The following is a 23,884-nucleotide window of genomic DNA, read 5'->3' on the forward strand; positions in this document are numbered from 1 at the left end:
GGAGAATGACCATGAAAGTCCTGATCGTCGAGGATGATCCGCTGCATCGTTCCTACCTGCACGAGGCGGTGCGTGCCGCGCTTCCGGAATGCGATWCCGTGCTTGAGGCCGAAAACGGCGCGAACGGCGAAATCCAGGCCAGGAAATCCCGCGCCGAGCACGTAGTCATGGATTTGCAGATGAGCGAGCGGAACGGCWTCGAGGCGGCTCGCACGATCTGGCGGGAAAGGCCGGACACCAAAATTCTCTTCTGGTCGAACTACTCCGATGAAGCCTATGTCCGCGGTGTTTCCAGGATCGTCCCGGAAGGGGCCACCTACGGCTATGTGCTGAAATCGACCTCGGACGAACGGCTGAGGCTGGCGCTCCGAAGCGTTTTCGTGGAGTCGCAATGCGTCATCGACCGCGAAGTCCGCGGCATCCAGCAGAAGAGCCTGGGAAATGTCCACGGTCTGAGCGACGCCGAATACGAGATCCTGGTAGACGTTGCCCTCGGCCTTACGGATAAGGCCATTGCACGAAGAAAGAGGCTGTCGCTCCGAAGTGTCCAGAACCGGCTGCAGAGCCTCTATGAAAAGCTCGACATCTATCAGTTGCCCGGTGCCGAGGCGGAGGGCTGGTACAATCTCAGGATGCGCGCCGTAACCGTGGCGCTGCTACGCAAGGTCTTGAATTCCAGCGCCTTGGAACGAGCCGAACGCGAGTTGCGGGACAGTATTTCCTCCTGAAGTCTACACAGCCGTCGTTCTATGGACAGGGCCACGGCATCATGCGTAGTATGGATTTTAGGCAGTCGCCAGACCTGCCGAATAATTGCACAAAATGGGGATCACCATGAAAAAGACCGCCGCCCTAACCGCCGCCGCCATCCTGGTGTGTTCGGCAGCCCATGCCGCGACCGCCGTTTCCATCGGCATCTCGGGTTGGACCGGCTTCGCGCCGCTGACGCTGGCCAAGCAAGCCGGCATTTTCGAGAAGAACGGTCTCGACGTCACCATCAAGAAGATCCCCCAGGCAAGCCGCCATCTGGCGCTCGCCTCCGGCGATGTCCAGTGCGCCGCCACGACGGTGGAAACCTGGATCGTCTGGAATGCCAACGGGGTTCCGGCAATCCAGATTTTCCAGCTCGACAAGTCCCATGGGGCCGATGGCATTGCGGTACGCAACGACGTTTCCAGCGTCGCCGATCTCAAGGGCAAGACGATCGCTGCCTCCGCGCCGGGTACCTCGCCCTATTTCTTCCTGGCCTATATCCTTAAGGAGAACGGCCTCACCATGAAGGACGTGAACGTCGTCAACCTCGAACCCGGCCCGGCCGCTCAAGCCTTCGTGGCGGGGCAGAACGATGCGGCCATGACCTATGAGCCCTATTTGTCCACCGTCCGGGCGGCACCCGATCAGGGCAAGATCCTTGCGACCACGCTCGACTATCCGGCGGTGATGGATACTTTCGGCTGCACGCCGGCCTTCCTGAAGGAAAATCCGGAAGCCGCCAAGGCTTTCGCGGACAGCTATTTCGAGGCTCTCGAGATGATCAAGGCCGAGCCGGAAAAATCCTACGGCATCATGGGCGCCGACGTGAAACAGTCGGCGGAAGCCTTTGCCGGCTCCGCCAAATTCCTCGAATGGCAGGACAAGGCCGCCAACCAGACCTTCTTCGAAGGCGAGTTCAAGTCCTTCTCAGCAAAGGCCGCCGATCTGCTGATGGAAATCGGTATCATCAAGACCAAGCCCGATCTTGCAACGATTGTGGATACCTCCTTCATCAAATAAAGCAGCCGACAATCGCGGAGCAGCCCTGCTCYGCCGACCATAGCAGCGGGTAACCATGCGACCTCTCGAACCGATCAGCCCACAGGCGCGCGTCCTGCTGGGCATCCTCTTCTTCATCCTGTTCTTCGCCGTCTGGGGTATCGCCACACTCGGYGGCTTCGTCTCGCCCACCTTCCTTGCCGATCCGATTACCATGGTAAAGGATGGCATCTATCTCCTGACCGAGCAGGGGTTTCTTGCCGATATCGGCGTGACGGTGTGGCGGGTGGTCGGCGGTTTCGTGCTGGCGGCGGTCATTGCCGTGCCGGTCGGAATAGCCATGGGCGCCTACAAGCCGATCGAGGCATTGCTGGAGCCTTTCGTCTCCTTCGCGCGCTATCTGCCCGCCTCCGCTTTCGTACCCCTTCTCATCCTCTGGGCCGGCATCGGCGAACTTCAGAAACTCCTGGTGATCTTCATCGGTGCCGTGTTCCAGATCATCCTCATGGTAGCCGTTTCCGTGGCGGGAACCCGCCGCGATCTGGTCGAGGCGGCCTATACGCTCGGCGCGAAGGACAAGGGGATCGTCAGCCGCGTCCTGATCCCCGCCAACGCGCCGGAGATCGCCGAGACGCTACGCCTGGTTCTCGGCTGGGCATGGACCTATGTGATCGTCGCGGAACTGATCGGCGCCTCTTCCGGCATCGGCTACATGATCATCAACAGCCAGGCCTTGATGGCTACCGGGCAGATCATCTTTGGCATCATCGTCATCGGCCTCATCGGGCTCATCTCCGATTTCGCCTTCAAGACCCTGAACCGCTGGCTGTTTGCCTGGAGGCTTGCATGAGCGAACTCGTCATCAAGGGCGTCAGCCGCACCTTTCCCGGTGTACGCGGCGGCAAGCCCGTGCAGGCGCTGCAGCCGACCGATCTCGAAATCCAGCGCAACGATTTCGTGACAATCCTTGGGCCTTCCGGCTGCGGCAAATCTACTCTCCTTCGCATCATCGCCGGCCTCGACCGGCCGACGACCGGCACGGTGACGCTTTCCGGCAGGCAAGTCGTTGGGCCAGGCGCCGACCGGGGAATGGTCTTCCAGTCCTACACCCTCTTCCCCTGGCTGACGGTACGCGAAAACGTCGCCTTCGGCCTGCGCGAACGTGGCGTGCCGGCAAAAGAGATACGGGAGATCGTCGACAGCTATATAGATAAGGTCGGCCTGCACGGCTTCGAAAACCATTGGCCCAAGCAGCTTTCGGGCGGCATGCAGCAGCGCACCGCGATCGCAAGGGCGCTTGCCAACGATCCGCGGATCCTCCTGCTGGATGAACCCTTCGGCGCGCTCGACAACCAGACGCGCGGCCTCATGCAAGAATTGCTGCTCGGCATCTGGGAGCGTGAGCAGAAGACGGTGATTTTCGTGACCCACGATATCGAAGAAGCCGTGTTCATGGCCTCCCGGGTCGTGACCATGACCGCTCGCCCCGGGCGGATCAAATCCATCACCGAGGTCAACTTGCCGCATCCGCGCCATTACACCGTCAAGGTCAGCCCGGAATTCTCGGAATTGCGTCTGAAGCTTACCGACGAGATCCGTGACGAAGCGATCGCCGCGACGCGCGATTGAGCGCGTCGCGGCCTGTTCGTTGAATCCCAGCCATTTGGCCGGTTGCTACCTAAGCCGCAGAATTTAGGTAGCAACCCTATGCAACGTCCCTAGTTCGTCGTCCCCGATGCGAACAGGTTGTTCAATTTGTAGGCCACTTCGGTCCGGTTGGTGGCCTTCAGCTTTTTCATGATGTTTCGAATGTGAACCTTCACCGTGCTTTCCCGCAGGTTGAGTTCATAAGCGATGATCTTGTTGGCCTTGCCCTTGCGAAGTGCCTCCACGACTTCTTCCTGCCGCAGCGTGAACATTCCCGACAGGGCGCGTGGCGCGGCCCCTGGGGCCTCGTTCACCAAATGCCTGACGGAAAGCACACTGCTTGCCGGCACGAAAATGCCGCCCGCCACAGCCAGCCCGATCGCTTCCACACAGACGGCGATGCCGACCGAGGATGGAATGAAACCGCGCGCGCCGTATTCAAGCATCTTCACGACCTGTGTCAGGTCGTCCGTGTCCGAAAGAACGATGATCGGGATCGACTTGAACTCGGCGGCGAACCTGGAGAAATCGCTTGCCAGAGTGGTATCGTCTGCCCGGCGACTGCCGATGTTGAACAGAATGGCTTCGAGAGGAGGATGGATATCCTGCTCTCTCCTCCACTCTTCCACGGAGCCGACAGCGCATACGTCCATCTTCAGCCCGCGCCCGATAAGCGCGCGCGCAAGGCATTCCCTATCCAACGCCCTTTGATCGATGATGAGAAGGCAACCCCTATAGCCTGTCTCGATGTCCCCCTTGCCAGCTCTGTCGGCTGACTTGGAAATGTCACTCGGAATGCGAAAGGCCTCCGCGACAGCCGGAGTACGCCCATAACCGTTTATCGTTGAACTCATCTTACCCCCTTGCCTGAGCGAGGGCATAATGCCCACGTTCAGGACCCTGACTTACGAGTGCCCAAACAGTCTGCCGTTTTTACCTGTCCATTATTAGTTAACCTCAATATACAACCTATACCTAATTTAGTCCATCTTCATGTAAATAAATATTGCAGAAACTCTCAATAAGTGGACCTAGCAAGCGCTGATAGATACTTACATTTTCCTCGCAGGTTTACGTTAACGTCAAAAAATTGGCTTCGGCCCCAAGGAAAGAACCCAGTTGTATACTTGAAGTATCTGATCCGCTTTGGCTTCCCAGGTGTATCGCTTTCTGACACGATGTCCCGCTTCGGCGCTCATCGAGGCAAGCAGTTCGGGATTGCGCTCGAACATCGAGAACACGTCGCAAAAACCGGCGATCAGGCTTTCCCGGCTGGTAAAATCGACTGCGACCCCACTTTGCCGGTCTATGAGTTCCGGCGGCCCGCCGTAATTCGCCACGATCGGAACAAGGCCCATCGCCATGGCTTCCAGAACCACGCCGCCGCCGAATTCGCGGACGCTCGGCAAGGCCAGCGCATGATATCGGGACAGGGTGGCCGCAAGGTCCTTCTGCTGCACCCAGCCGGCGAAACGAACGCGCGCCTCCAGCCCATGCCGCCGAACCGCCGCTTCCAGTTCGCCCCGCTGCGGCCCATCGCCGATGATGAGAACTTCGATGTCCAGCGTCCCGCGATAGGCCGCAACGGCCTCGATCAGCATGTCCGCACCCTTGTACGGAACCAATCTTCCGATGAAGGCGATTGCCARCTTGCCATCCGCGAGCCTGCGGAGCTGAAAGGGAAATCGATCGGGATCGGCGGCATTTTCCGGAATGAGAAAGGCCCGATCCGCGCACTCGCTCGGGAACTCGCTCAGCGTATGACGGGAGCCTGCGATGAGCGCTGCCGCGTTTAATCTCGTCGCCCTATAAAACGGCATCAGGGCGTGGATATTCCTCACCGTGGAAAGCCACTCCCGCTCGCGGCTCTGAACATCAGTAAAACCTCGAGGCCACGGCACTCCACCGTTGAGGGGACCCAGAACGAACGGAATCCCATGTTTTTTCAGCTTTCGCGCGACCGGGCTCTGGCTCGTCGGACTGAGTGGCGTAATTCTGTGCACGAGGTCGAATTCACCGGCCACCAGCCGCTTGCCCAGAAGTCTCCAGACCTGCCGCTCGAAACTGTAATAGGAAAGCGAGGACAGCGCCGTCACCAGGGTCCAGCCCTTGTTGTCGCCGCCCCTCAAGAGCTCGCCGAACCGGTAGAGCCTTCGCGCCGTGCGCTCGTTGTCGATGACGACAAAATCCTTCTCCTCGATCAGTCCGGCACGCAGCAAGGCTTCGCGGTTCCGGATCTGCGTCACGATAAGAGCATCCGTCCGGTCCATGAGGGCGCGCGCGAGATTCCAGCCGACCAGCGGCACACTCGTCCATTCCGGATTGGCGGCTTCCACGATCAGGAGCGGGCGCAAACGTCCTCCTCGCGCCGCTGTCCGGCGCCCGGAAACATTCGCTTTCGAGATTTTTTCGGCTGAGGGCTTCCGGAAAACCAGGCTGTGCAAAGCCTGGAGGAAGCCGCCGATGTTCTGCCCCACGACGATCATCGGCAAGAAGCCTTTTTCATGGGCCCAGCCGGGAGCACGACACAAACTGCCACATCCTGAAAAACCAACGATTTAAAACATGCCCACATGGAGTATTCCGAGCTTGATTTCCACGAGCATCGGCTAACTCCGCAGGAGTATGAAATTGCCGTCCTCTACCCGTTAAAAGTAATTCCAGATGATGAAAGTTTATTACTGCCCATAGCTGCCTATCAATTTACCAGAAGTAGGAGAAGCTTACCACTTTCGGGGTAGGAAACCGCAACCGGGAACCAGCTCCGATTGCGTTATCATCACAATACTTTGCCGAAATGCTCGAAAACCATCGTGGTGATCCAGCCGGCRGCATAGCCGACGGGCCAGGCAAGCAGCACGGTGGTCTCATAAAGAGGGTTGTTAAGCCGGTGGCGGCTGTTGAAATGGAAGATCACCGGCAGCGTCGGCAACGCGTGCAGGGCGATAGCCCACAAGGCGCCGGAAAATCCGAAAGCATAATAGGCGAGCGGAACACAGACGAAGACCGAGACGGCGCGGATGAAATTCAGAACACTCTGGTTCCGAGGCTCGTCTATGGCCAGGTATACGGCCGACATGACGCCGAACCGCGTGACCAACAGGCTGAAGGACAGTATCTCGATGATCGAGGCGGCATTCAGATAGCGATCGTCATAAAGCAGATCGATGATGACCTTGCCGGAGGCATAGACGGCACCGGCGCTGCCGATAAATACAAGGTCGAACGGCAGCCGCACCTTTTGGTAGACGCTGCTCAACTGTTCCGGCCGCTCGCGGGCAACCTTGCTGAGGGCTGGCATCGCCACGCTCGAGAACAGGCGGCCGCCCGCCCCCTCCAGCATGGCGATCAGGTTGAAGGCAAGAATGTAGAGACCAAGCATGGCCGGGCTCGTCCATCCCGCAAGCAGGATGCGGTCGCCGTTCGCTGCAATGACGGTCAGGATCGAGGACAGCATGATCCATCGGCCGAACCGGATGAGATCGGCGACGGCCGCCCTGTCCCAGCGCAAGCGGTTGTTCTCGCCTGGAAGCCAGAGATGACTGAGCACGGTCGTAGCGGCTGAGGAAACCAGCGTCGAAAGAACGAAGGACCAGATCGATCCGGTATACCAGGCAAGCAGGACCGCGACCGTGAGGCTTATGACCTGGGCCACGATCTCGATGACCGTGATCCTGCCGAGATCCAGATGCCGGTAGGCGGAAATCAGCTTCGTCGATTGCAGCCCCATGATGACGGTCGAAAAACATGTCCCGATGATCACTGCCGGAAGCTCGCGAACGGTGTAGACGGAGCCTGGAGGAAACCATCCCTGAACGGCTCCCTGCCCGATGCAAACGGCGATGAGAACGCAAACAAGCCAGATGAAGCATCCATGGATGATCTGGAGCATCCATGCCGTATCGAGATAGGACCGGTCATCCCCCATCCGGCTCTGGATCGCTGCGGGCCGCAGGCCGAGGTCGGAAAGCATCGCCACCGAGACCTGCACCATGGTTGCAATGGCCATGATGCCGAACATCTCCGGGATCAGGAGCCGCGTCAGGATGAGACTGCTGGCGATCCGCAGCACCTGCACGACGACATAGCCGACCATCGACCAGCCGGCGGCCCGCATGATGAGGCCGCGAAAACCACCCTTTTGCACCTGAACCGGCGCTTCGGCATTTGAAGCCCCGCTCGACTCCTCCCCTTCCGCGGCAGGGGGCTTCCGTTTCCAACCGGGAGAAGTCATCGCTTCGGCCACTGCGGGACTCCTGCTTTTACGAGGTGCGTGTTCCGGCCCCGCCTCGAAATCGGAGACAGGACGATCTGAAAGGCAACCTCGCCATCACGGGAGGACAGATGGCTTGGCAAGATATTCCTGCGATGGTCGAAACCTTGTGTCGTCACGTCATGCAAGCTCGGCCGCCCTTGAGAGCGCGGCAATTTGCGGATGAGAAAGCGTTCTTTCAGCTTCGCCTTGATGCCTTGCTCGGCTGCCCATGTCGGACGCGGCAATGATTGCGCGCATGCGCTCGGCAAGAACGCGGACATAGGGATCGAGCACCATGCTGTCGTGGTCGCCCGRCACTTCGTGAACCGAGAGATTTGCGACATGTTCGGCCCAGCCATTGTCCGCCAGAAGGATGTTCCGGCTCTCCTGAAGGCAGCGCCCGCCGCCCAAGCGATAGAAAATCGCTGGCTTGGGCCGGAAGAGCGTTACCGCTCCGGCATAGGGCCGCACCTGGTATTGCTGGGCGGCGCGCCTGAATGCGACCTCGATCTTCTCGTTGTTGAACTGCTCCGACGGACCTGATTTGTGTTCGGCCTCCTGCCTGCTGCGGTTCTCGGCCTGATGTCGGTTGCGGTCGCGCAGATACTTGGCCAGATAATTGGTTTTGTGCCGTCGTATATCCTGCCATTTCATGAAAAGGCGGTCACCGAGCGACAAATGCGGCTGTCGTGGTTGCGGGGTGTCGAGCATCACGACCTGTGAAACCTCTTCCCCCGCCTCGACCAATTGCCGGGCCATTTCGTAAGCGATGAGTCCGCCCCCGGAATAACCGGCGAGCAGATAAGGCCCATGCGGCTGCACGGTTCTGATCTCGGCGATGTAGTCTGTAGCCATGTCCTCGAAACTGGCATGCGGCTCGTGATCTCCGTAGAGTCCGCGCGCCTGCAGCCCATAAACCGGCCGATCCGCTCCGATCGATATCGCCAGATGGCGAAGATTGAGCACGTTGCCGAACATGCCGGCGCAGATGAAGAGCGGCGTTGCCGCGGCGTCCTTGCACGATTTCATGAGCACCAGGTGGATCGGCTTCGGCGCCTCTGCATCCGGCTTGGGCGAGGAATCGTCGCCTTCTCCAACATCCGGAAGCTCGGCTATGATCCGCTCCGCGCATTGCGCGATCGTCGGCGCATCGAACAGGGTCGATATCGGCAGGTCGAGCCCGTATTCCTTCTTGATCATCCTGAAAAGACGGACGGCGATCAGTGAATGCCCGCCCATGTCGAAGAAACCATCGTGGATGCCGATCTTGCCGATACCGAGGAGCTCCCGCCAGTAGCCGGCAAGCACTTCTTCCACCGGATTGCGCGGCGCAACGAATTCGTTTTCCAGCGCCGGCCGCTCGAATTCCTCACCTGCCGGCACCGCGTTTTCCGTCGATGCAGAGACCCAATCCTTCAGCAGGTCGAAATCGATCGAGCTGACGATCGGCTGAGGCTCGGATGTGCCGAGAACCCTCACCAGCGCCTCGAAACCTTCCGGGGGCAGAATGCCGTTGCGCACCTGCACGCCGAGCTTCAGCATTGCCGGCGAAGGGCCGGCCCGTCTTGCCGCCTGGCTTGCGGGCGTATTCGTGTCCCCGGCAGTTCCGAGCACGAGATCGTTTTCGAGGCGCCGCATGACGAAGCCGAGGGCTTCGAAGAGCACCTGACCGTTCCGATCCGTGATGGTCACATCAAAGACCGCATAGCCTTCACCGAAATCGCCGCTGTCCGCCACACGGACCATGCTCACGATTTCCGCCGGGAGCGGCTTGTAAAGGAATACCCGACCATAGGTCGCCGGCGCCCAGAGTGAAGCCTCGGGATCGTAGTCTTCGGCCAGCTGCATGGCAAAGCCGGTGGCAATGTCGAGCAGGCCCGGATGCAGCAGGACACCCGACGCGAGATCGCCGGTGAACTCCGGGCTGAGGCGCAATTCGGCCATGGCTTCGCCCGGCCGCATCGCCATCGAACGCAGCACGCCCCAGCGGGGGCCGAAACGGATATGCTTTTCCTGAATCGCCCGAAGAGTGCCACTCCCCTCCGCTGCCTGCCTCTTTTCGTAGCGGGAAAGAAGTGTGGCGGTGTCCATCGCTTCCGGTCGTTCCCGTATCAATGGTTTCAACATGGCTTCCGCATGCTTCGCGAAAGCCATGCTCTCATCAGCCGGGCTGCCCGCAAGCAGCGTTACCCGGTAGCATTCGCCTTCTGGTTCAAGGCGAAGGCGTAGCACCTTGGCTTCACCATCCTTGAAGACCATCGGCCTAAGGAAGACGAGGTCGCTTACCTCTAACCGGAAGGATAGCCCGTATTCTCGAGCCGCCTGCGCAATGATTTCGAGATAGCCGGTGCCGGGCATCACCGCCTGACCAGAAACCAGCCTATGCTCGTTCAGCATCCACTCGGCCTCGGGGCTGATGATTGCTTCGAGCCAGGGAACGCCTGCCTCGTCCTCCTTCCAGTGCCGGAAGAAGGGGCCGAGTGCTGGTCCCTCGACGGGTTTCAGCCGGGCCGTGCTCTGCGGCGCCCCCAGCGCCCGGGCGGCGAGACCGACCTCGTTCCAGATGCCCCAGTGAAGCGCAATCGTCCTGCGATCGGATCGCTGAGAACAACTTTGTGCATAGGCGTTCAGATAGGCGTTCGCCGCAACATAATCGACCTGACCGGCGCGCACGACATCCGTGCTGGTGGAGGAGAAGAGGACGAGGAAATCGAGCGATACATCCTTCAAGGCTGCATCCAGCACGGCCGTGCCGAGCACCTTGGGCGTCATCACATGGTCGACGCTTTCCCGCGTCTTCGTCTGGATCAGGCCGTCATCCACCGCTCCCGCAGCGTGAAAGACGCCGTTGATCTCCCCGAACCAGGAAAGCGTTTCGCTTACCGCCCGGTCCATCTGTTCGGAATTGCCGACATCGCCGGTGAGGTAGAGCACCTCGGCCCCATTTTCCTCCAGCATCAGGATCGCTGAAATCGCCCGGCGAATGCTGTCATGGCCGTGAGTGCGGCTGTAGAACTCCCACTCCTCGCGCCGCGGCAGGGCCGTGCGGCCCACAAGGGCTATCCGTGCCCGGCATTGCCGCGCGAGTTCTCCCCCAAGCGCCAATGCGATATCGCTGAGCCCGCCGATGAAAAGATAGACCCCGTTTTGACGGAACTTCACGTCTTCGCCGGCAATCTCCTTGAGGGCGAACCGCTGATGAACCTGCGTCCAGCGCCGACCGTTGCGGAAAGCGACGACTTCGGAGATCGGTGCGGCGTTCAGGTCTTCCCAAAGCTGCTCCTGAAGCGGTGCGCTTTCCGGAGCGTCTTCCGCGCCGCGCCGCGTGATGCCCCGCAGGGAGAACCCTTTCTTCCGCTCGCTGCTTCGGTGCGGCAGATCGATATCGATCAGCTTCACGGTCGCGCCGGCCATCTCCTTAGGCAATACGAGGCCGGGTCCCAGCACCGTCGCCTTCTCCGGATAGGRCAGCGCTTCTTCCGCCACCTGCTGCATCCCGTTGGAGACAATCGTGACGTGGATACCGGGGTTGCCGCCCGCGTCGCCGAGCGCCTGCGCGAGATGCAGCATGCTGTCGAAACCGCATTCCTGGTTTCTGTGAAAGAAGTTGGAACCGGCCCTGAAGATCTCGTCCTGCGTCAGAAGCCACATATGCACGATGCGTGTCGGCAGGCCACCATCTGCCAGAAGTCCTGCGATCAATGCATCGTATCCGGCACGGCCAAATTCCGGGCAGAGCACGTATTCCTCCGCGCTGCGGCGGATGAAGGCATCCCCCAGAGATACCGTCACGACGCGATGGCCGCGGGCCTTGAGGCGCGCCGCTAGTTTCAGTCCAATACCGGCCTCGTCGAGGAAGAAGAGCCAGGATTGCGGCTCCCTCTCCGCACCCGCCTCGTAGCCTGCAAGCGTCTGTTTCCAGGCAGGGCGATATCCCCAGCGCGCGATGTCAGGCTCCTTGGCCAAGGTCCGCTCGGGATCGTTGCCTCTCGCGCCGGCTGTAGACGGCTCGATGAAATAGCGGCGATGCTGGAAGGGATAGGTCGGCAGTCTGACCTTTTTCGGCGAACGCCCCCGCCACAGCCGATCGATATCGACCTCGAGACCCAGTGCATGGGCACGCCCGACCGCAGAGAGGAAGTAGAGCCGGTCGTCGCCCGCCTCATCCGGATGCGGCAGGCTGTTGATGACCTGGTTACCGGGAATTGCCCCTTGCGCCTTTGCGAGCGACGACAGCACTCGCCCAGGGCCGACCTCGATATAGATGCGACCCGGATCGGTGGAGAGCGTCGCCATTCCGTCTGAGAAATGCACGGTGGAACGAAGGTGACCGACCCAGTACATCGGGTCGGTCGCCTCTTCGGCGCTGAGCGGCAAGCCCGTACGATTCGATAGGATCGGTATTGCCGGAGCGTGAAGAGGAATGCTGCGGAGAAAAGCTTCGAATCCCTTGAGAATCGGATCGACCAGCCGCGAATGGGCGGCGATGTCGATCGGAACGCGGGTCGCGTCGATACCCTTTTCGGAAAGAAGCCTGCGGAAAGCCTCGAGGTCCTCGTTGAGACCGGAGACGACGCAGAGCGAAGGTGCATTGACGGACGCGATRTCGAGAGTCGGAGGGAGAAGCTCCAGAAGCGCCTTATGATCCAATGGCACGCTGAGCATTCCGCCAGGACGAACCGTTTCGAACAGCTTGCCGCGCAGATGCACGAGGTTCACGGCATCCTTGAACGACATCACGCCCGCGAGGCAGGCCGCTGCATTCTCTCCCATGGAATGGCCGATGAGAGCCTTCGGCCTCACGCCCCAGACGATCCAGAGTCGCGCCAGCGCGATCTCGGTTATGAGAATGGCGGGAAGCTGGAGAGAGGGACGCAGGAACGCCTTCCGGGCGACCGCCCCGCCCTCACCCAGCCAGGTCGAGCGGATTTCCCTCGCTGCATCGGGCGGCAAATAGGAAAGGCCTTCCTCCACGCTTGCGCGGAAACCGTCGTCTTCCGCATGGAGCCGCTTGGCCATTCCCACATATTGAACGCCCCCGCCCGGAAAGAGGAAGACGGGGCCGGAATTCTCCGGGACGGGTGTATGGATATATCCCCGGCTTGCCGTATTCGAAAGCGCCGCAGCGGCATCCTCGCGGCCACGGACCGCAAGCACCATGCGATGCTCAAAATGCTTGCGGCCGTGCTGGAGCGTATAGCCGATGTCCTCAAGCGAGAGTTCCCGCTGATCTTTGATCGTCGAAGCAAGCTGATCCGAGGCCTGGTCCAGCGCCTTGCGCTGCCGCGCCGAAAGGAAGAGCAGCATCGGATCATCCGCAGCCGCGCGGTCTATGTCGATATCCGGCAGATAGCGGGAAGGCGCCTGCTCGATGATGGCATGTGCATTGGTGCCGCCGACGCCGAGCGAGTTCACCGCCGCCCGGCGCGGACCGGCGACATGCGGCCATTTCATCAGCTTCCCGGCAACCCGGAAGGGGCTCTTCTCGAAATCGATCGCCGGATTCGGGCGCTCGAAGCCAAGTGTCGGCGGTATCTCTCCATGGCCGACGGCAAGCGCGGCCTTGATGAGGCCGACGACACCGGCTGCCGTATCCAGATGGCCTATGTTGGACTTGACCGATCCCACATGGCAGAACCCGCTCCGGTCCGTGCTCTGCCGGAAAGCTGCTGTCAGCGCCTCGATCTCGATCGGATCGCCCAGGAATGTGCCGGTCCCGTGGCACTCTACATATTGGATCGAATCTGCGCTAACACCGGCCAGTCCTTGCGCCTCGATGATCGCCTCAGCCTGGCCGCTGACGCTCGGCGCCAGATAACCGGCCTTGCTGTTGCCGTCATTGTTGACGGCCGTGCCCTTGATGACCGCATGGATGACATCACCGTCGCGCAGGGCATCCGAAAGCCGCCGCAAGGCGACGACGCCGACACCGCTGCCGAAGACCGTTCCGGCGGCCCGATGGTCAAAACTCCGGCAACGCCCGTCCGGCGAGAGTATCTCCCCTTCCTGGAACATATAGCCGCGCCGGTGCGGAAACTCGATGGTGACCCCACCCGCAAGCGCCATGTCGCATTCGCCCGAAAGCAGGCTCTGGCAGGCATAGTGCACCGCCACCAGCGAGGTGGAGCAGGCCGTCTGGACGTTCACGCTCGGTCCGCGCAGGTCGAAGGTGAAGGAGGCCCGCGTCGCGAGGAAATCCTTATCGTTGCCGGTATGGCGCAGCAGAAACATGCCGACCTGATCGATGAGGTTCCGGTTGCTGCAGACATTGAAATAGAAATAGCTTCCCATGCCGCAACCGGCAAAAACGCCGACCGGCCCGGAATGGGTGTGAGGCAGCCGGCCGGCGTCTTCCATGGCCTCCCAGGCGCATTCCAGGAAATGCCTGTGCTGGGGGTCCATGATCGCAGCTTCTTTCGGGTTGAGTCCGAAGAATTCCGCATCGAACATTTCCATATCGGGGAGTTCCGCGCCGCGAGGCACGTAATTCGGATGGTGGATGCGCTCCGGGTCCTCGCCTTCGGCTAAAAGCTCCTCCGGCGAAAACGTGCGGATGGATTCCACCCCTTCGCGAAGGTTTTTCCAGAATTCGTCCAGGTTTCGGGCACCCGGAACCCGCAACGCCATGCCTACGATGGCGATATCGCTCGCGCAGACCTGGTTCGACCCTTCAAGCATCAAATCCGCCCCAGTCTGAAGTGAAATTCCGACCAGGGCATCATGCTGGATGAGCCATGGACATCATTCCGCTTCCCCCACCGATCCTGCCGCCAAAATTCGCGGCACCTTCAATGTGCTGTCAGCCCCGAGGCAATCGCAATTACTCCTTTCGGAGCCGTCATCATCCGTTCGGCGGGGGCATTGCCCCTGCCCGCGCTTCAGGCTTAGGCGCAATCATCCCCATGGGTGATCCGGCGCATGTTGATCTTCACGGTGCCCCCAGTTTCTATCGAAGTGCCTGGAAATAACGAGGAATGGGGACGACTTTCATGGGCGAGCTGAAGTGTGTTCTGATCGGGGGCGGGCTGCTGCTCGTCCAGTGCGCGGAAATCCTGAAGGCACGCGGGCACGGTATTCAGGCCGTCGTCACTTCGAATGGTCCGGTGAAGAACTGGGCCTCGGCTCAGGGCATTCCGATCGTCGCGCAGGACGGCGATTATGCCTCGGAGCTGACCCGGCACGACTACGACTGGCTCTTCAGCATCGCCAATCTCAGGATTGTTMCCCAGACTGCCTGGCAGCACGCCCGCCTCGGCGCGGCCAATTTTCACGATGGCCTGCTGCCCGCCACCGCCGGCCTCAACACGCCAGCCTGGGCGATCCTCGAAGGACGGTACCGGCACGGGGTGACATGGCACGCGATCAATGACGGGATCGACGAGGGCGATATCTACGTCCAGCAGGATTTCGAGATCAGCCCGGACGAGACCGCGCTCACGCTCAATACGAAATGCTTCGAGGCTGGCATGGCGACTTTCTCCGCCATGCTGGAGGATATCGAACGCGGTGCGCTACGGCCACAGCGGCAGGATTTTTCCGCAAGAACCTATTACGAGCGCCTGAAGCGCCCCGAGGCAGCCGGCACGCTCGATTTCACCCGGCCGGCGGCCGAGCTTTCCCGCCTCGTGCGTGGTCTGGATTTCGGCGCCACCTATCTGAACCCGCTCGCCACGCCCAAGGTGCGGTTCGGCGCGAATGTCTTCACCGTCATCAGCTTGCGTATTCTCGACAGTGAACTGAGAAATAATCCTGGCCTAGTTCTGTCGGTAGGCCCCGATGGCTTGACAGTCGGAACCGCCGACATGCCGGTTCATCTCGAAGCCGTGTTGAAGAACAATGGGACGGAGGTCCTGCTCTCGTCCGTCTTGCACGCAGGTGATCGCTTGCCGATCCTCAACGAGCCGGAGCGGATTTCCCTGTCCGAGGCCCTCGCAACCGTCACGCCGAATGAGGCATTCTTTTGCCGCAAGCTGGAGAATGCGGCCGACATTTCCCTTCCCTATGTCAAAGGCCGGGAGGCAAGTGCTGCTCCGGATATCGCGGCAATTCCGCTTTCCCTTCCTGAGGGTTTCACACGGCAAGACAGGGTTGCGMTTGTCACCGCCTTCCTGATGCGCCTTTCGGGAGAAGCTGCATTCGATATTGCCTATGCAAACGACGGCCTYGCGGATTTCTGTGCCCGCCATCCCGGATATTTCGCCGAACGCCTGCCGCTCCATGTCGATCCCGCGAAACATGCTTCGGTCGATAGTCTGGTCGCATCGATCGGCCAAGCCTTGAAAGACCTGGACGAGCGGCAAACCTACCCGCTCGATCTCATCGAACGTTATCCCAGCCTCCATGCGCCGCAACTGACGGCCGGCGTCGTGGACACGAGAACTCCGGCAAACGCGGCTGCCCTGCCGGGCTGCGCGCTCACATTCCGGCTCGGCGAAACGAAAGCCGATCTGCTCTACGACCGCACGCGCCTTGATCAAACACGAGCGGAGGAACTGGCGGCAAGGTTCGCCGTGCTTGCGGCAGCCTTCGAACAGCGATCCACCCCGCTTCATGAACTGCCTCTGATGTCGAATGATGAACGGAATACAGTCCTCTACGACTGGAACCGTACGGAACGGGAATATGACAAGCTCGCCTGCGTCCACGAACTCATCGAGCGTCAGGTCGACCTGACCCCGGATGCCGAAGCGCTCGCTTTCCATGGCCGCTCCCTCACCTATCGCCAGATGGATGAACGCGCCAACCGCATCGCCGAGGCGCTTCGTGCAGAGGGCGTAGGGCCGGACACGACGGTCGGGCTCTATCTTCCGCGTTCGCTCGATCTGGTCGTCGGCGCGCTCGCCATCATGAAGGCGGGTGGCGCCTATATCCCGCTCGATCCGCATTTCCCGGCAGACCGGCTCGCCTTCATGATCAAGGACAGCAAGGCAAGGCTGGTGCTGACGGAACGGCGCATGGCGAACTCCGCGACACTGGCCGGCTCCAGCTTCCTGTGCGTCGAGGATGTTCTGAAAAGCGCACCGCCAGCGAACCGCCCGTCGAGCGGCGTCGCGCCCGATAATCTCGCCTATGTCATCTACACGTCCGGCTCCACGGGATTGCCGAAAGGCGTCATGATCGAGCACCGCAATGTCGTGAACTTCTTCTCCGGCATGGACGAGCGGGTACCGCTCGAGACCGATCGGCGCAATGTCTGGCTCGCGGTAACCAGCCTCTCCTTCGACATCTCCGTTCTCGAACTCTTCTGGACGCTTGCGCGTGGCTTCAAGGTCGTCATCCATTCCTCGGAAGTGCTCGAAGCCAAGGCGAAGGGCACATCTTCCGCCGGCGGGGGCACGAACCTCGATTTCGGCCTCTTCTACTGGGGCAATGACGGCGGCGCGGGACCGGAAAAATATCGCCTTCTGATCGAGGGAGCGAAGTTCGCGGATGCGAACGGCTTCGATGCCATCTGGACGCCCGAGCGCCACTTCCATGCTTTCGGCGGTCCCTATCCCAATCCAGCGGTAACCGGAGCCGCAGTCGCCGCAGTCACGAAAAATCTCTCGATCCGGGCCGGCAGCTGCGTTCTGCCGCTTCACCATCCCGCTCGCGTGGCCGAGGAATGGGCCGTCATCGACAACCTGAGCAATGGTCGGGTGGCGCTCGCCTTCGCCTCGGGCTGGATGCCGGAGGATTTCGTGCTGCGCCCGGAAAACGCGCCTCCGAAGAACAAGACAAGCCTCATCCGCGACATAGAGACGGTGCGCAAGCTATGGCGCGGTGAACGCGTGGGCTTCGATTTCGGCACTGGCACGGTCGACGTCCTCACCCAGCCTCGCCCGGTTCAGAAGGAGCTTCCCGTCTGGCTGACCACGGCGGGCAATCCCGAAAGCTATCGCGAAGCCGCGAGACTGGGCGCCAACGTGCTGACCCATCTGCTGGGGCAATCGGTTGAGGAGCTCGCCGAAAAAATCGCGATCTATAGGCGGACCTTGGCCGAAACCGGCCGCAACCCGGCGGACCATAAGGTCACGCTGATGCTGCACACCCTTCTCGGTCGCGATCGCGAGGAGGTTCGCGACCTCGCACGCGACCCGATGAAGGAATACCTGCGCAGCGCGGCGGCTCTCATCAAGCAATATGCCTGGGCTTTCCCGGCCTTCAAGAAGCCACAGGGCATCTCTCAGCCGATGGATATCGATCTCCAATCGCTCTCACCAGAAGAGATGGACGCCATACTGGAATTCGCCTTTCTTCGCTATTTCGAGGACAGCGGCCTGTTCGGCACCATAGAGGATGCCATGGCGCGGCTCGATCAGGTCAAGGCGGCCGGCGTCGACGAGATCGCCTGCCTGATCGATTTCGGGCTGCCCGACGGCATAGTCCTCGAGCGTCTGGGGCTATTGGCAGACGTGGTTCGGCTGAACCACAGCCCGGCAGTTGACGAACCGGCGGAAAGCTTCGCGGACGAAATCCGCAAGCATGCCGTCACCCATCTGCAATGCACGCCCTCCATGGCGCGGATGTTCATGATGGTGGATCAGGACCGCGCGGCATTGGCCGATATCCGGCACCTGTTCCTGGGAGGGGAGGCGCTGCAGGGGTCTCAGCTTGCCGCATTGAGGACGGTGACGGACGCCACGATCGAGAACATGTACGGCCCGACGGAGACGACGATCTGGTCCTCGACATTCGCCGCCACGTCCTCGACCGGTATCGTTCCGATCGGCCGACCCATCGCCAATACTCAGCTCTACGTGCTCGACGGCGCTTTGAAGCCGGTGCCGCCCGGCGATATCGGAGAGCTCTATATCGGCGGCGATGGCGTTGCGCGCGGCTATTTCAATCGCGAACAGCTCACGAGCGAGCGCTTCCTGCCCAACCCGTTCTCGAAAGGTCGGATGTATCGCACCGGCGATCTTRCCCGCTTCGAGCAGAACGGCGTCCTGCATTTCCTCGGGCGAACGGACCATCAGGTGAAGATACGCGGCTATCGTATCGAGCTCGGGGAGATCGAGGCGCGGATCGGCTCCTTCGCCGGCATTCGTGAGGCGGTGGTGGTCGCCCGCAAGGATGTGCCGGGAGACCCGCGGCTGGTTGCCTATATCCGGACGGAGGGCGCGCCCGTCTGCGAGCAGGCGCTACGCGCGCATATCGCCGAGGCTCTGCCGGATGCCATGATACCCTCGCATTTCGTGACGATGGAAACCTTCCCGCTGACACCGAATGCCAAGGTGGATCGCAATCGGCTGCCCGCACCGGCGGAAAAGGCACAGCCGGCGGCAGTCACCTTCACGGAGCCTGCCAACAGCCTCCAGCAGGAGATCGGCAACGTGTTCAGTCGGGCGCTCGGACTGGACCGGGTCGGCATTTTCGACAACTTCTTCTCGCTCGGCGGCCACTCGCTGCTGGCTGTCCAGATCCACCGCGAGATAAAGGCAAGGCTCGCGCCGGACCTGACGATCACGGATATCTTCCGTTTTCCGACTGTGGCGCTGCTTGCCGATCATATTTCCGGCCAGAGCAAAGCGAATGCGCAGTTGGGAAGAGCGGCGGAGCGGGCAGCAATGCGGCGGAACGCGCTGGAACGACGCCCGGCGCTGGTCCGGCCCTGACAATGCTGCTCGCGAACCTTTTCGATCCCGCGGTGGCGGTGAGCGAAGCGGTTCTCCCGCACAGGATCGGCATGCTTTATCCGGAAGAAAGGGCCGCGATCGCCGGCGCAGTCTATCGCCGGCGGCTGGAATTTTCCACCGGTCGTGCTTGCGCCAGGCAGGCCATGGATGCGCTCGGCCTGCCGGCTGCGGCAATTCCGGTCAGCGCCGACAGGACGCCGATCTGGCCGGAAGGCATCACCGGAAGCATCAGCCATTCGGTCACCAGATGCGCAGCCGCCGTTGCCCGACATTCGGACGGCATAACGGCAATCGGTCTAGATATCGAGGAGACCTCGCCGCTGGAAGAGGTTTTCGCGGAAGAGATCTGCACAATCCGCGAGCGCGAATGGCTTGCCCACCGGCCCGCGGGTGAACGAGGCCTGCTGCTGAAGGTCATCTTCTGCGCCAAGGAAAGTGCATATAAATGTCAGTATCCGATTACGAAATCGATCTTCGATTTTGACGTGCTGCGAATTGAACTGGATTTGCCGGAAAAACGGTTCTCCGCATATTTCGAAGCCGATGTTCTGCCTTTCAGACACGGTGATCGACTGGACGGCAGGATAAGATTCTTCGAGGACCACATCGCCGCCGGCGCGATGCTCCGCTAATCAGACTTTGGCACTTCTATCCGATCCGCTGCCTGCGGCCGAAGAGCTCGTGCGAGAAAAGYCGGGCCAGGGGAAGAACCGCATAGACATATCGCCGCCAGAGCCTCTTCGGGTCGAATGCCAGCCTGTGCAGCCACTCCAGCCCGGAATGGCGCATCCAGATCGGGGCCCGCTTCTTTGCCCCGACGAGGAATTCCAGCGATGCACCGATGCAGAGCCCGATCCCTTTTGCATCGGGCCGGAGCGATAGTTCATAGGCGATCTTTTCCGACTGAGGCGACCCTATCGCGATGAAGACGAACCGGGCTTCGGCGCCGGCTGCAAATTCCACGCAAGCCCGCAAGGCCTCGGCATTGTGCAACACCCCCTGAGGCGGCATGTGCGCGCGGAATCTCACTTTCGGATAAGCGGCCCGGAGATCGCGAACGATGCCGTCGCTGGCCGCGATGAGGGTAACCGGATCGCCATCGCAAAGGACTGTTCTGAAAATGCTTGCGGTGAGATCGGAACCGGTGACCACCGGCAACCGGAAGCGCAGCAGCCAGGCCAAACCCGAAATCGGCCGGCTGTCGCAGAGCGACAGCCATGCCCGGCTGTAGTAACGTCGAATTTCGTCATTACCCTTCAAGCGGACAACATGGTCGACATTCGGCGTGACGATGTAGCGGAACGGCATCTGCGGCTCCGCCTGGCGCAGAAGCGCGAGAACGGCGTCGGCCGTGAGGTAATCGAATGGCGCGCCCATGAAATGCCGCCGCCCCTCACGGTCGAGGAAATCCAGGTCCGGTGACGGAACATCAATAACAGTCATAGTCCTGCCCCTTCCCACACAATGCATCCACACGGCACCCGTCGGGGGCGGGTACCGTTCAACTAAAACATTGCTTTGATTGGGTTATTCTAGGGAGATCGCCTATGGCGTCTCAATTCCCCGGCGCATATCAAATGGGGGTAGAAAGGCGCTACTGCTTCCCCGCTGGTTCAAAAAGGATGAGCCGCCGATCACTCGAACGGCGTAGCGCAGCTGGCTAAGAAAGCTGCATCCTTCGACTATGATGAATGCATGGAAATCTAAGCCTGAAGGCGATCCGGGATGCTGCATTACATYCTGAGTTCCACGGCTATCATGCTGTCTATCGCGCTGTTTATTCCGACAGCCATTTTTGTCATAGAGTGTATCGCCGGGAGTATTAGTAAGCAAAATCGAACAAATATACCCGTTCATCACCGACCGTCGGCTGCAATCCTTGTGCCCGCTCACAACGAAGAACTGAATATCACCGATACCGTGCTCGATATTCAGAACCGAATGCGGGAAGGCGATCGACTTATCGTGATTGCTGACAACTGCACGGACTACACGGCCGCTCTTGCCCGCAGCGCCGGCGCCGAGGTGGTCGAGCGCAACGATGTGATGCGCCGCGGCAAGGGATATGCTCTGGATGCCGGCATGAATTATCTTGCGGCAACACCGGCGGAAGTCGTGGTCATCGTCGATGCCGACTGCCGTCTGCACCCGGATGCTCTCGATCGCCTTGTTTCAATGGCCTCCGCGACCGGCAAGCCGGTTCAGTCGCGTTATTTGCTGAGCGCCCCTAGGGGCGCCGGGGCGGGTATCGCGGTGTCGGAGTTCGCCGTTCTTCTGAAGAACCGGATCAGGCTTCGCGGACTGTCGACGCTCGGGCTTCCGGCGCAATTGACCGGTTCCGGCATGGCATTTCCCTGGCAGGTGCTGCGGCAAGCGGAGCTGGCCAGCGGGAACCTGGTGGAGGACATGAAGCTCGGCCTAGACCTCGCGCGCGCCGGCCACGAACCCCGCTATTGCGATGAGGCGGTAGTCACCAGCGAATTCCCTTGCACCAAGAAAGGGCTGGAAACGCAGGCAACCCGCTGGGAAGCAGGCCGTTTTGCGCTCATGAAGCCTCTGCTTTCAGCCCTCTTCGACCCCGATACTTTTCGCAGTCCGAACTATCTTCTCCTGGTTCTGGACGCCCTCGTCCCGCCCGTGACGCTGCTGACCGCCCTTCTCTTGCTGTCGCTTGCGGCGGCAGCTCTGCTTGCGGCAATTGGCGGTACTACTTTGCCTCTGCTGGTTTCCGCCGTCAGCTTGATGTCGTTCAGCGCGGCCTTGATAACCGCGTGGTGGATCTGGGGAAGGGACGTGCTCCCCTTGGATGCTCTCGGAAGGCTGCCGGGATTCGCGCTGACAAAGCTGAAGCTCTACCCACACCAGGCCATCGCAGCCGGTAGCGCAACCTGGGTCAGGACCGACCGCGAGAGGTTTCCCGGCGCCTGAGCGCGGTCACGAACAGGATGTCGGGCACCGTGCCGACGCCGAAATTGCATCGGCTTTCGGGCCGCTCTTGATGGCGGTGAGTTCGGCAGCGATATGCGTGCCTACCCGCAGGGCATTGGCCGCGATCGTCAGGCTGGGATTGACGCCGCCGCTCGTGGGGAAAAAGGACGCATCCACGACGTAGAGATTCTGCAGATCATGGGTGCGGTTGTTGGCATCCAGAACCGCGGTTGCGGGGTCGGTGCCGAAACGACAGGTGCCGCAGGGATGTCCGTAGTTCAGGTTGACGTCGCTGTTCAGCACCACCAGTTTGTGCCGCTCGAAAGCCCTCCGATAAAGGCGTCGGAATGCCTGGATGCGCTCGCGCAGCTCTTTGTGAACCGTATATTCGAAGTAGATCGCGCCGGGTTCCTGAACATTGGGCCGCACGCGGTTTTCCGGATAAGGCAGATCCTCCATGATCGAAGCGAATATCGTCGCTTTCCCGAAGATCAGGGCGGCGATCATCGCCGGCGCGCGCATGAATGGCATCAGCGGCTTGAACCAATGCCAGCCGCGGCGGTCGATAACGGATCTCAGGAAATGCAGGACATTGCTGGTCGTCGCGGTCAGCCCGGTCGATTGAATGACGCCGAATCTGGAACCCTGGTGCTCGTAGAAATCGCGCAGGCCGATCGACTTTCCGGGCTCCGACACGCGCGTCCGCCCCCTCGGCCAGACGGCAAAGAAATCGGAAATATGGAACATCAGATTACGTCCCACGAGATCGGATGAATTGGCGAGCCCTTTCGGCCAGAACCCGTTTGCGGAATTGAGAAGCAGCAAGGGCGTCGACAGGGCCCCGGCGGCCAGGACATATAGCTTCGCCGCCACCGAAAGTGTCTCTCCGTCCTTCCGGCACGAGAGCGCGCTGACTGCCTTCTCGTCGGCCTCGACGCGCTCCACGACGCATCGATCGAGGATCATCGCATTTCCCGTTGCCAGCGCAGGCTCGATGAAGGCGCTGCGGGCGTCCTGCTTGCAGGCCTTGTGGCAGACGATGCCGCCGCACTGATCGCATCCATCCACATAGCGGCAGGCCGTATGGACCCGATACGGATGCATGCCGTTCGACCGGGTGGACTGGAAGAAATGCTGGTCGCATGCGGTCATCGGAGGCGGCTCGGTCAGTTCCGCGGGCGGCTCGAGCGGGTCCTGGCTGCCTCTGACTTGCAGCAGTCTCTCCGCGATGCGGTAATAGGGATCAAGGCTCTCGTAGCGGATCGGCCAGGCCGGCTCGCCTTGGCTGTCGATGATGTCGAAGTCGCTTGGCGAGAAGCGTTCGAGAGCCGCCGCATAGAGAAGAGTCGATCCGCCGACGCCGCATCCGAGCGCCGGAAAGAAGCGCACCGGACGGGCGTCCACCATGCCGGATATCTGCTGCGGCCAGCGCCCGTTTTTCAGGCGAGCCTCCTGATCGAAGGTGTCGGGGTCGTCTTCGACATCCGGTGAAAACCTAGAGAGACCCTTTTCTATGAAAAGCACCCGGTGCCCGGCCTTTGCCAGCGAGTAACCGAGCGCCGCACCGCCCATGCCGGCACCGACTATGGCGACGTCCCACTCCAACTCCATATGCGCCTCCCTTGCAGGATAGAGGCTTCAGAGCCTTGGCGTTGCCCTCTCCTCGGACGGCCCGGCCCTTTGG

The 23,884-nt window shown here is 60.9% G+C and carries 13 protein-coding genes; 7 read left to right on the forward strand and 6 right to left on the reverse strand.

The features are described from left to right. Positions 1-11 precede the first annotated feature (11 nt). The 4 genes from LCM4573_RS04845 (at position 12) to LCM4573_RS04860 (ending at position 3,381) form a co-directional block, all read left to right on the forward strand. Complete coding sequence (locus LCM4573_RS04845) at positions 12-728, forward strand: response regulator transcription factor (protein WP_071004960.1); 717 nt, start codon at positions 12-14, stop codon at positions 726-728. A 106-nt stretch (positions 729-834) separates the two neighbouring features. Beyond that, positions 835-1,773: an ABC transporter substrate-binding protein gene (locus LCM4573_RS04850; protein WP_071005192.1), complete on the forward strand. Its 939-nt coding sequence runs from the start codon at positions 835-837 to the stop codon at positions 1,771-1,773. Between the two features lie 55 nt (positions 1,774-1,828). Then, the gene (locus LCM4573_RS04855; protein WP_071004962.1) at positions 1,829-2,602 is read left to right on the forward strand and encodes an ABC transporter permease; all 774 of its coding nucleotides are present in this window, start codon (positions 1,829-1,831) and stop codon (positions 2,600-2,602) included. After that, positions 2,599-3,381 carry an ABC transporter ATP-binding protein gene (locus tag LCM4573_RS04860; RefSeq protein ID WP_071004964.1) on the forward strand — a complete coding sequence of 261 codons (783 nt, stop codon included), beginning with the start codon at positions 2,599-2,601 and terminating at the stop codon, positions 3,379-3,381. Before LCM4573_RS04855 ends, LCM4573_RS04860 begins: the two co-directional genes overlap by 4 nt. 89 nt (positions 3,382-3,470) lie before the next feature. Here LCM4573_RS04860 and LCM4573_RS04865 read toward each other — a convergent pair whose 3' ends face one another. From LCM4573_RS04865 to LCM4573_RS04880, 4 genes are all read right to left on the reverse strand, one after another. Beyond that, a complete protein-coding gene (locus tag LCM4573_RS04865; RefSeq protein WP_071004966.1) occupies positions 3,471-4,253 on the reverse strand; it encodes a response regulator transcription factor in 783 nt (260 codons plus the stop codon). 228 nt (positions 4,254-4,481) lie between these two features. Next, positions 4,482-5,753 carry a glycosyltransferase family 4 protein gene (locus LCM4573_RS04870; RefSeq protein ID WP_198539679.1) on the reverse strand — a complete coding sequence of 424 codons (1,272 nt, stop codon included), beginning with the start codon at positions 5,751-5,753 and terminating at the stop codon, positions 4,482-4,484. Positions 5,754-6,178: 425 nt separating this feature from the next. After that, entirely contained in the window at positions 6,179-7,645 is a 1,467-nt protein-coding gene (locus LCM4573_RS04875; protein WP_083347305.1) for an oligosaccharide flippase family protein, read from the reverse strand. A gap of 147 nt (positions 7,646-7,792) precedes the next feature. Beyond that, positions 7,793-14,332: a type I polyketide synthase gene (locus LCM4573_RS04880; RefSeq protein WP_071004968.1), complete on the reverse strand. Its 6,540-nt coding sequence runs from the start codon at positions 14,330-14,332 to the stop codon at positions 7,793-7,795. 311 nt (positions 14,333-14,643) lie between these two features. Between LCM4573_RS04880 and LCM4573_RS04885 the strand changes: the two genes are divergently transcribed. Together LCM4573_RS04885 and LCM4573_RS04890 are read left to right on the forward strand one after the other, a co-directional pair. Further along, positions 14,644-19,251, forward strand: a complete 4,608-nt coding sequence (locus LCM4573_RS04885) for a MupA/Atu3671 family FMN-dependent luciferase-like monooxygenase (protein ID WP_071005195.1) — start codon at positions 14,644-14,646, stop codon at positions 19,249-19,251. A gap of 2 nt (positions 19,252-19,253) precedes the next feature. After that, complete coding sequence (locus LCM4573_RS04890) at positions 19,254-19,904, forward strand: 4'-phosphopantetheinyl transferase (protein WP_071004970.1); 651 nt, start codon at positions 19,254-19,256, stop codon at positions 19,902-19,904. Positions 19,905-19,920: 16 nt separating this feature from the next. Here LCM4573_RS04890 and LCM4573_RS04895 read toward each other — a convergent pair whose 3' ends face one another. Further along, on the reverse strand, positions 19,921-20,715 hold the full coding sequence (locus tag LCM4573_RS04895) for a WecB/TagA/CpsF family glycosyltransferase (protein ID WP_071004971.1): 795 nt from the start codon (positions 20,713-20,715) through the stop codon (positions 19,921-19,923). A 282-nt stretch (positions 20,716-20,997) separates the two neighbouring features. Between LCM4573_RS04895 and LCM4573_RS04900 the strand changes: the two genes are divergently transcribed. Then, the gene (locus tag LCM4573_RS04900) at positions 20,998-22,200 is read left to right on the forward strand and encodes a glycosyltransferase family 2 protein (RefSeq protein ID WP_071004973.1); all 1,203 of its coding nucleotides are present in this window, start codon (positions 20,998-21,000) and stop codon (positions 22,198-22,200) included. A gap of 6 nt (positions 22,201-22,206) precedes the next feature. On the opposite strand, the gene LCM4573_RS04905 is transcribed toward LCM4573_RS04900, so the two are convergent. Beyond that, on the reverse strand, positions 22,207-23,811 hold the full coding sequence (locus LCM4573_RS04905) for a GMC family oxidoreductase (RefSeq protein WP_071004975.1): 1,605 nt from the start codon (positions 23,809-23,811) through the stop codon (positions 22,207-22,209). Between the last annotated feature and the right edge of the window lie 73 nt (positions 23,812-23,884).

It is taken from the genome of Rhizobium sp. LCM 4573, assembly GCF_001854865.1.
Lineage (GTDB): Bacteria > Pseudomonadota > Alphaproteobacteria > Rhizobiales > Rhizobiaceae > Neorhizobium.

What these genes read in the sequence shown, in the direction of transcription:
- LCM4573_RS04850 (WP_071005192.1), top strand. Translation starts at nt 835, where the DNA reads ATGAAAAAGACCGCCGCCCTAACCGCCGCCGCCATCCTGGTGTGTTCG.
- LCM4573_RS04860 (WP_071004964.1), top strand. Translation starts at nt 2,599, where the DNA reads ATGAGCGAACTCGTCATCAAGGGCGTCAGCCGCACCTTTCCCGGTGTA.
- LCM4573_RS04865 (WP_071004966.1), bottom strand. Translation starts at nt 4,253, where the DNA reads ATGAGTTCAACGATAAACGGTTATGGGCGTACTCCGGCTGTCGCGGAG.
- LCM4573_RS04890 (WP_071004970.1), top strand. Translation starts at nt 19,254, where the DNA reads ATGCTGCTCGCGAACCTTTTCGATCCCGCGGTGGCGGTGAGCGAAGCG.
- LCM4573_RS04905 (WP_071004975.1), bottom strand. Translation starts at nt 23,811, where the DNA reads ATGGAGTTGGAGTGGGACGTCGCCATAGTCGGTGCCGGCATGGGCGGT.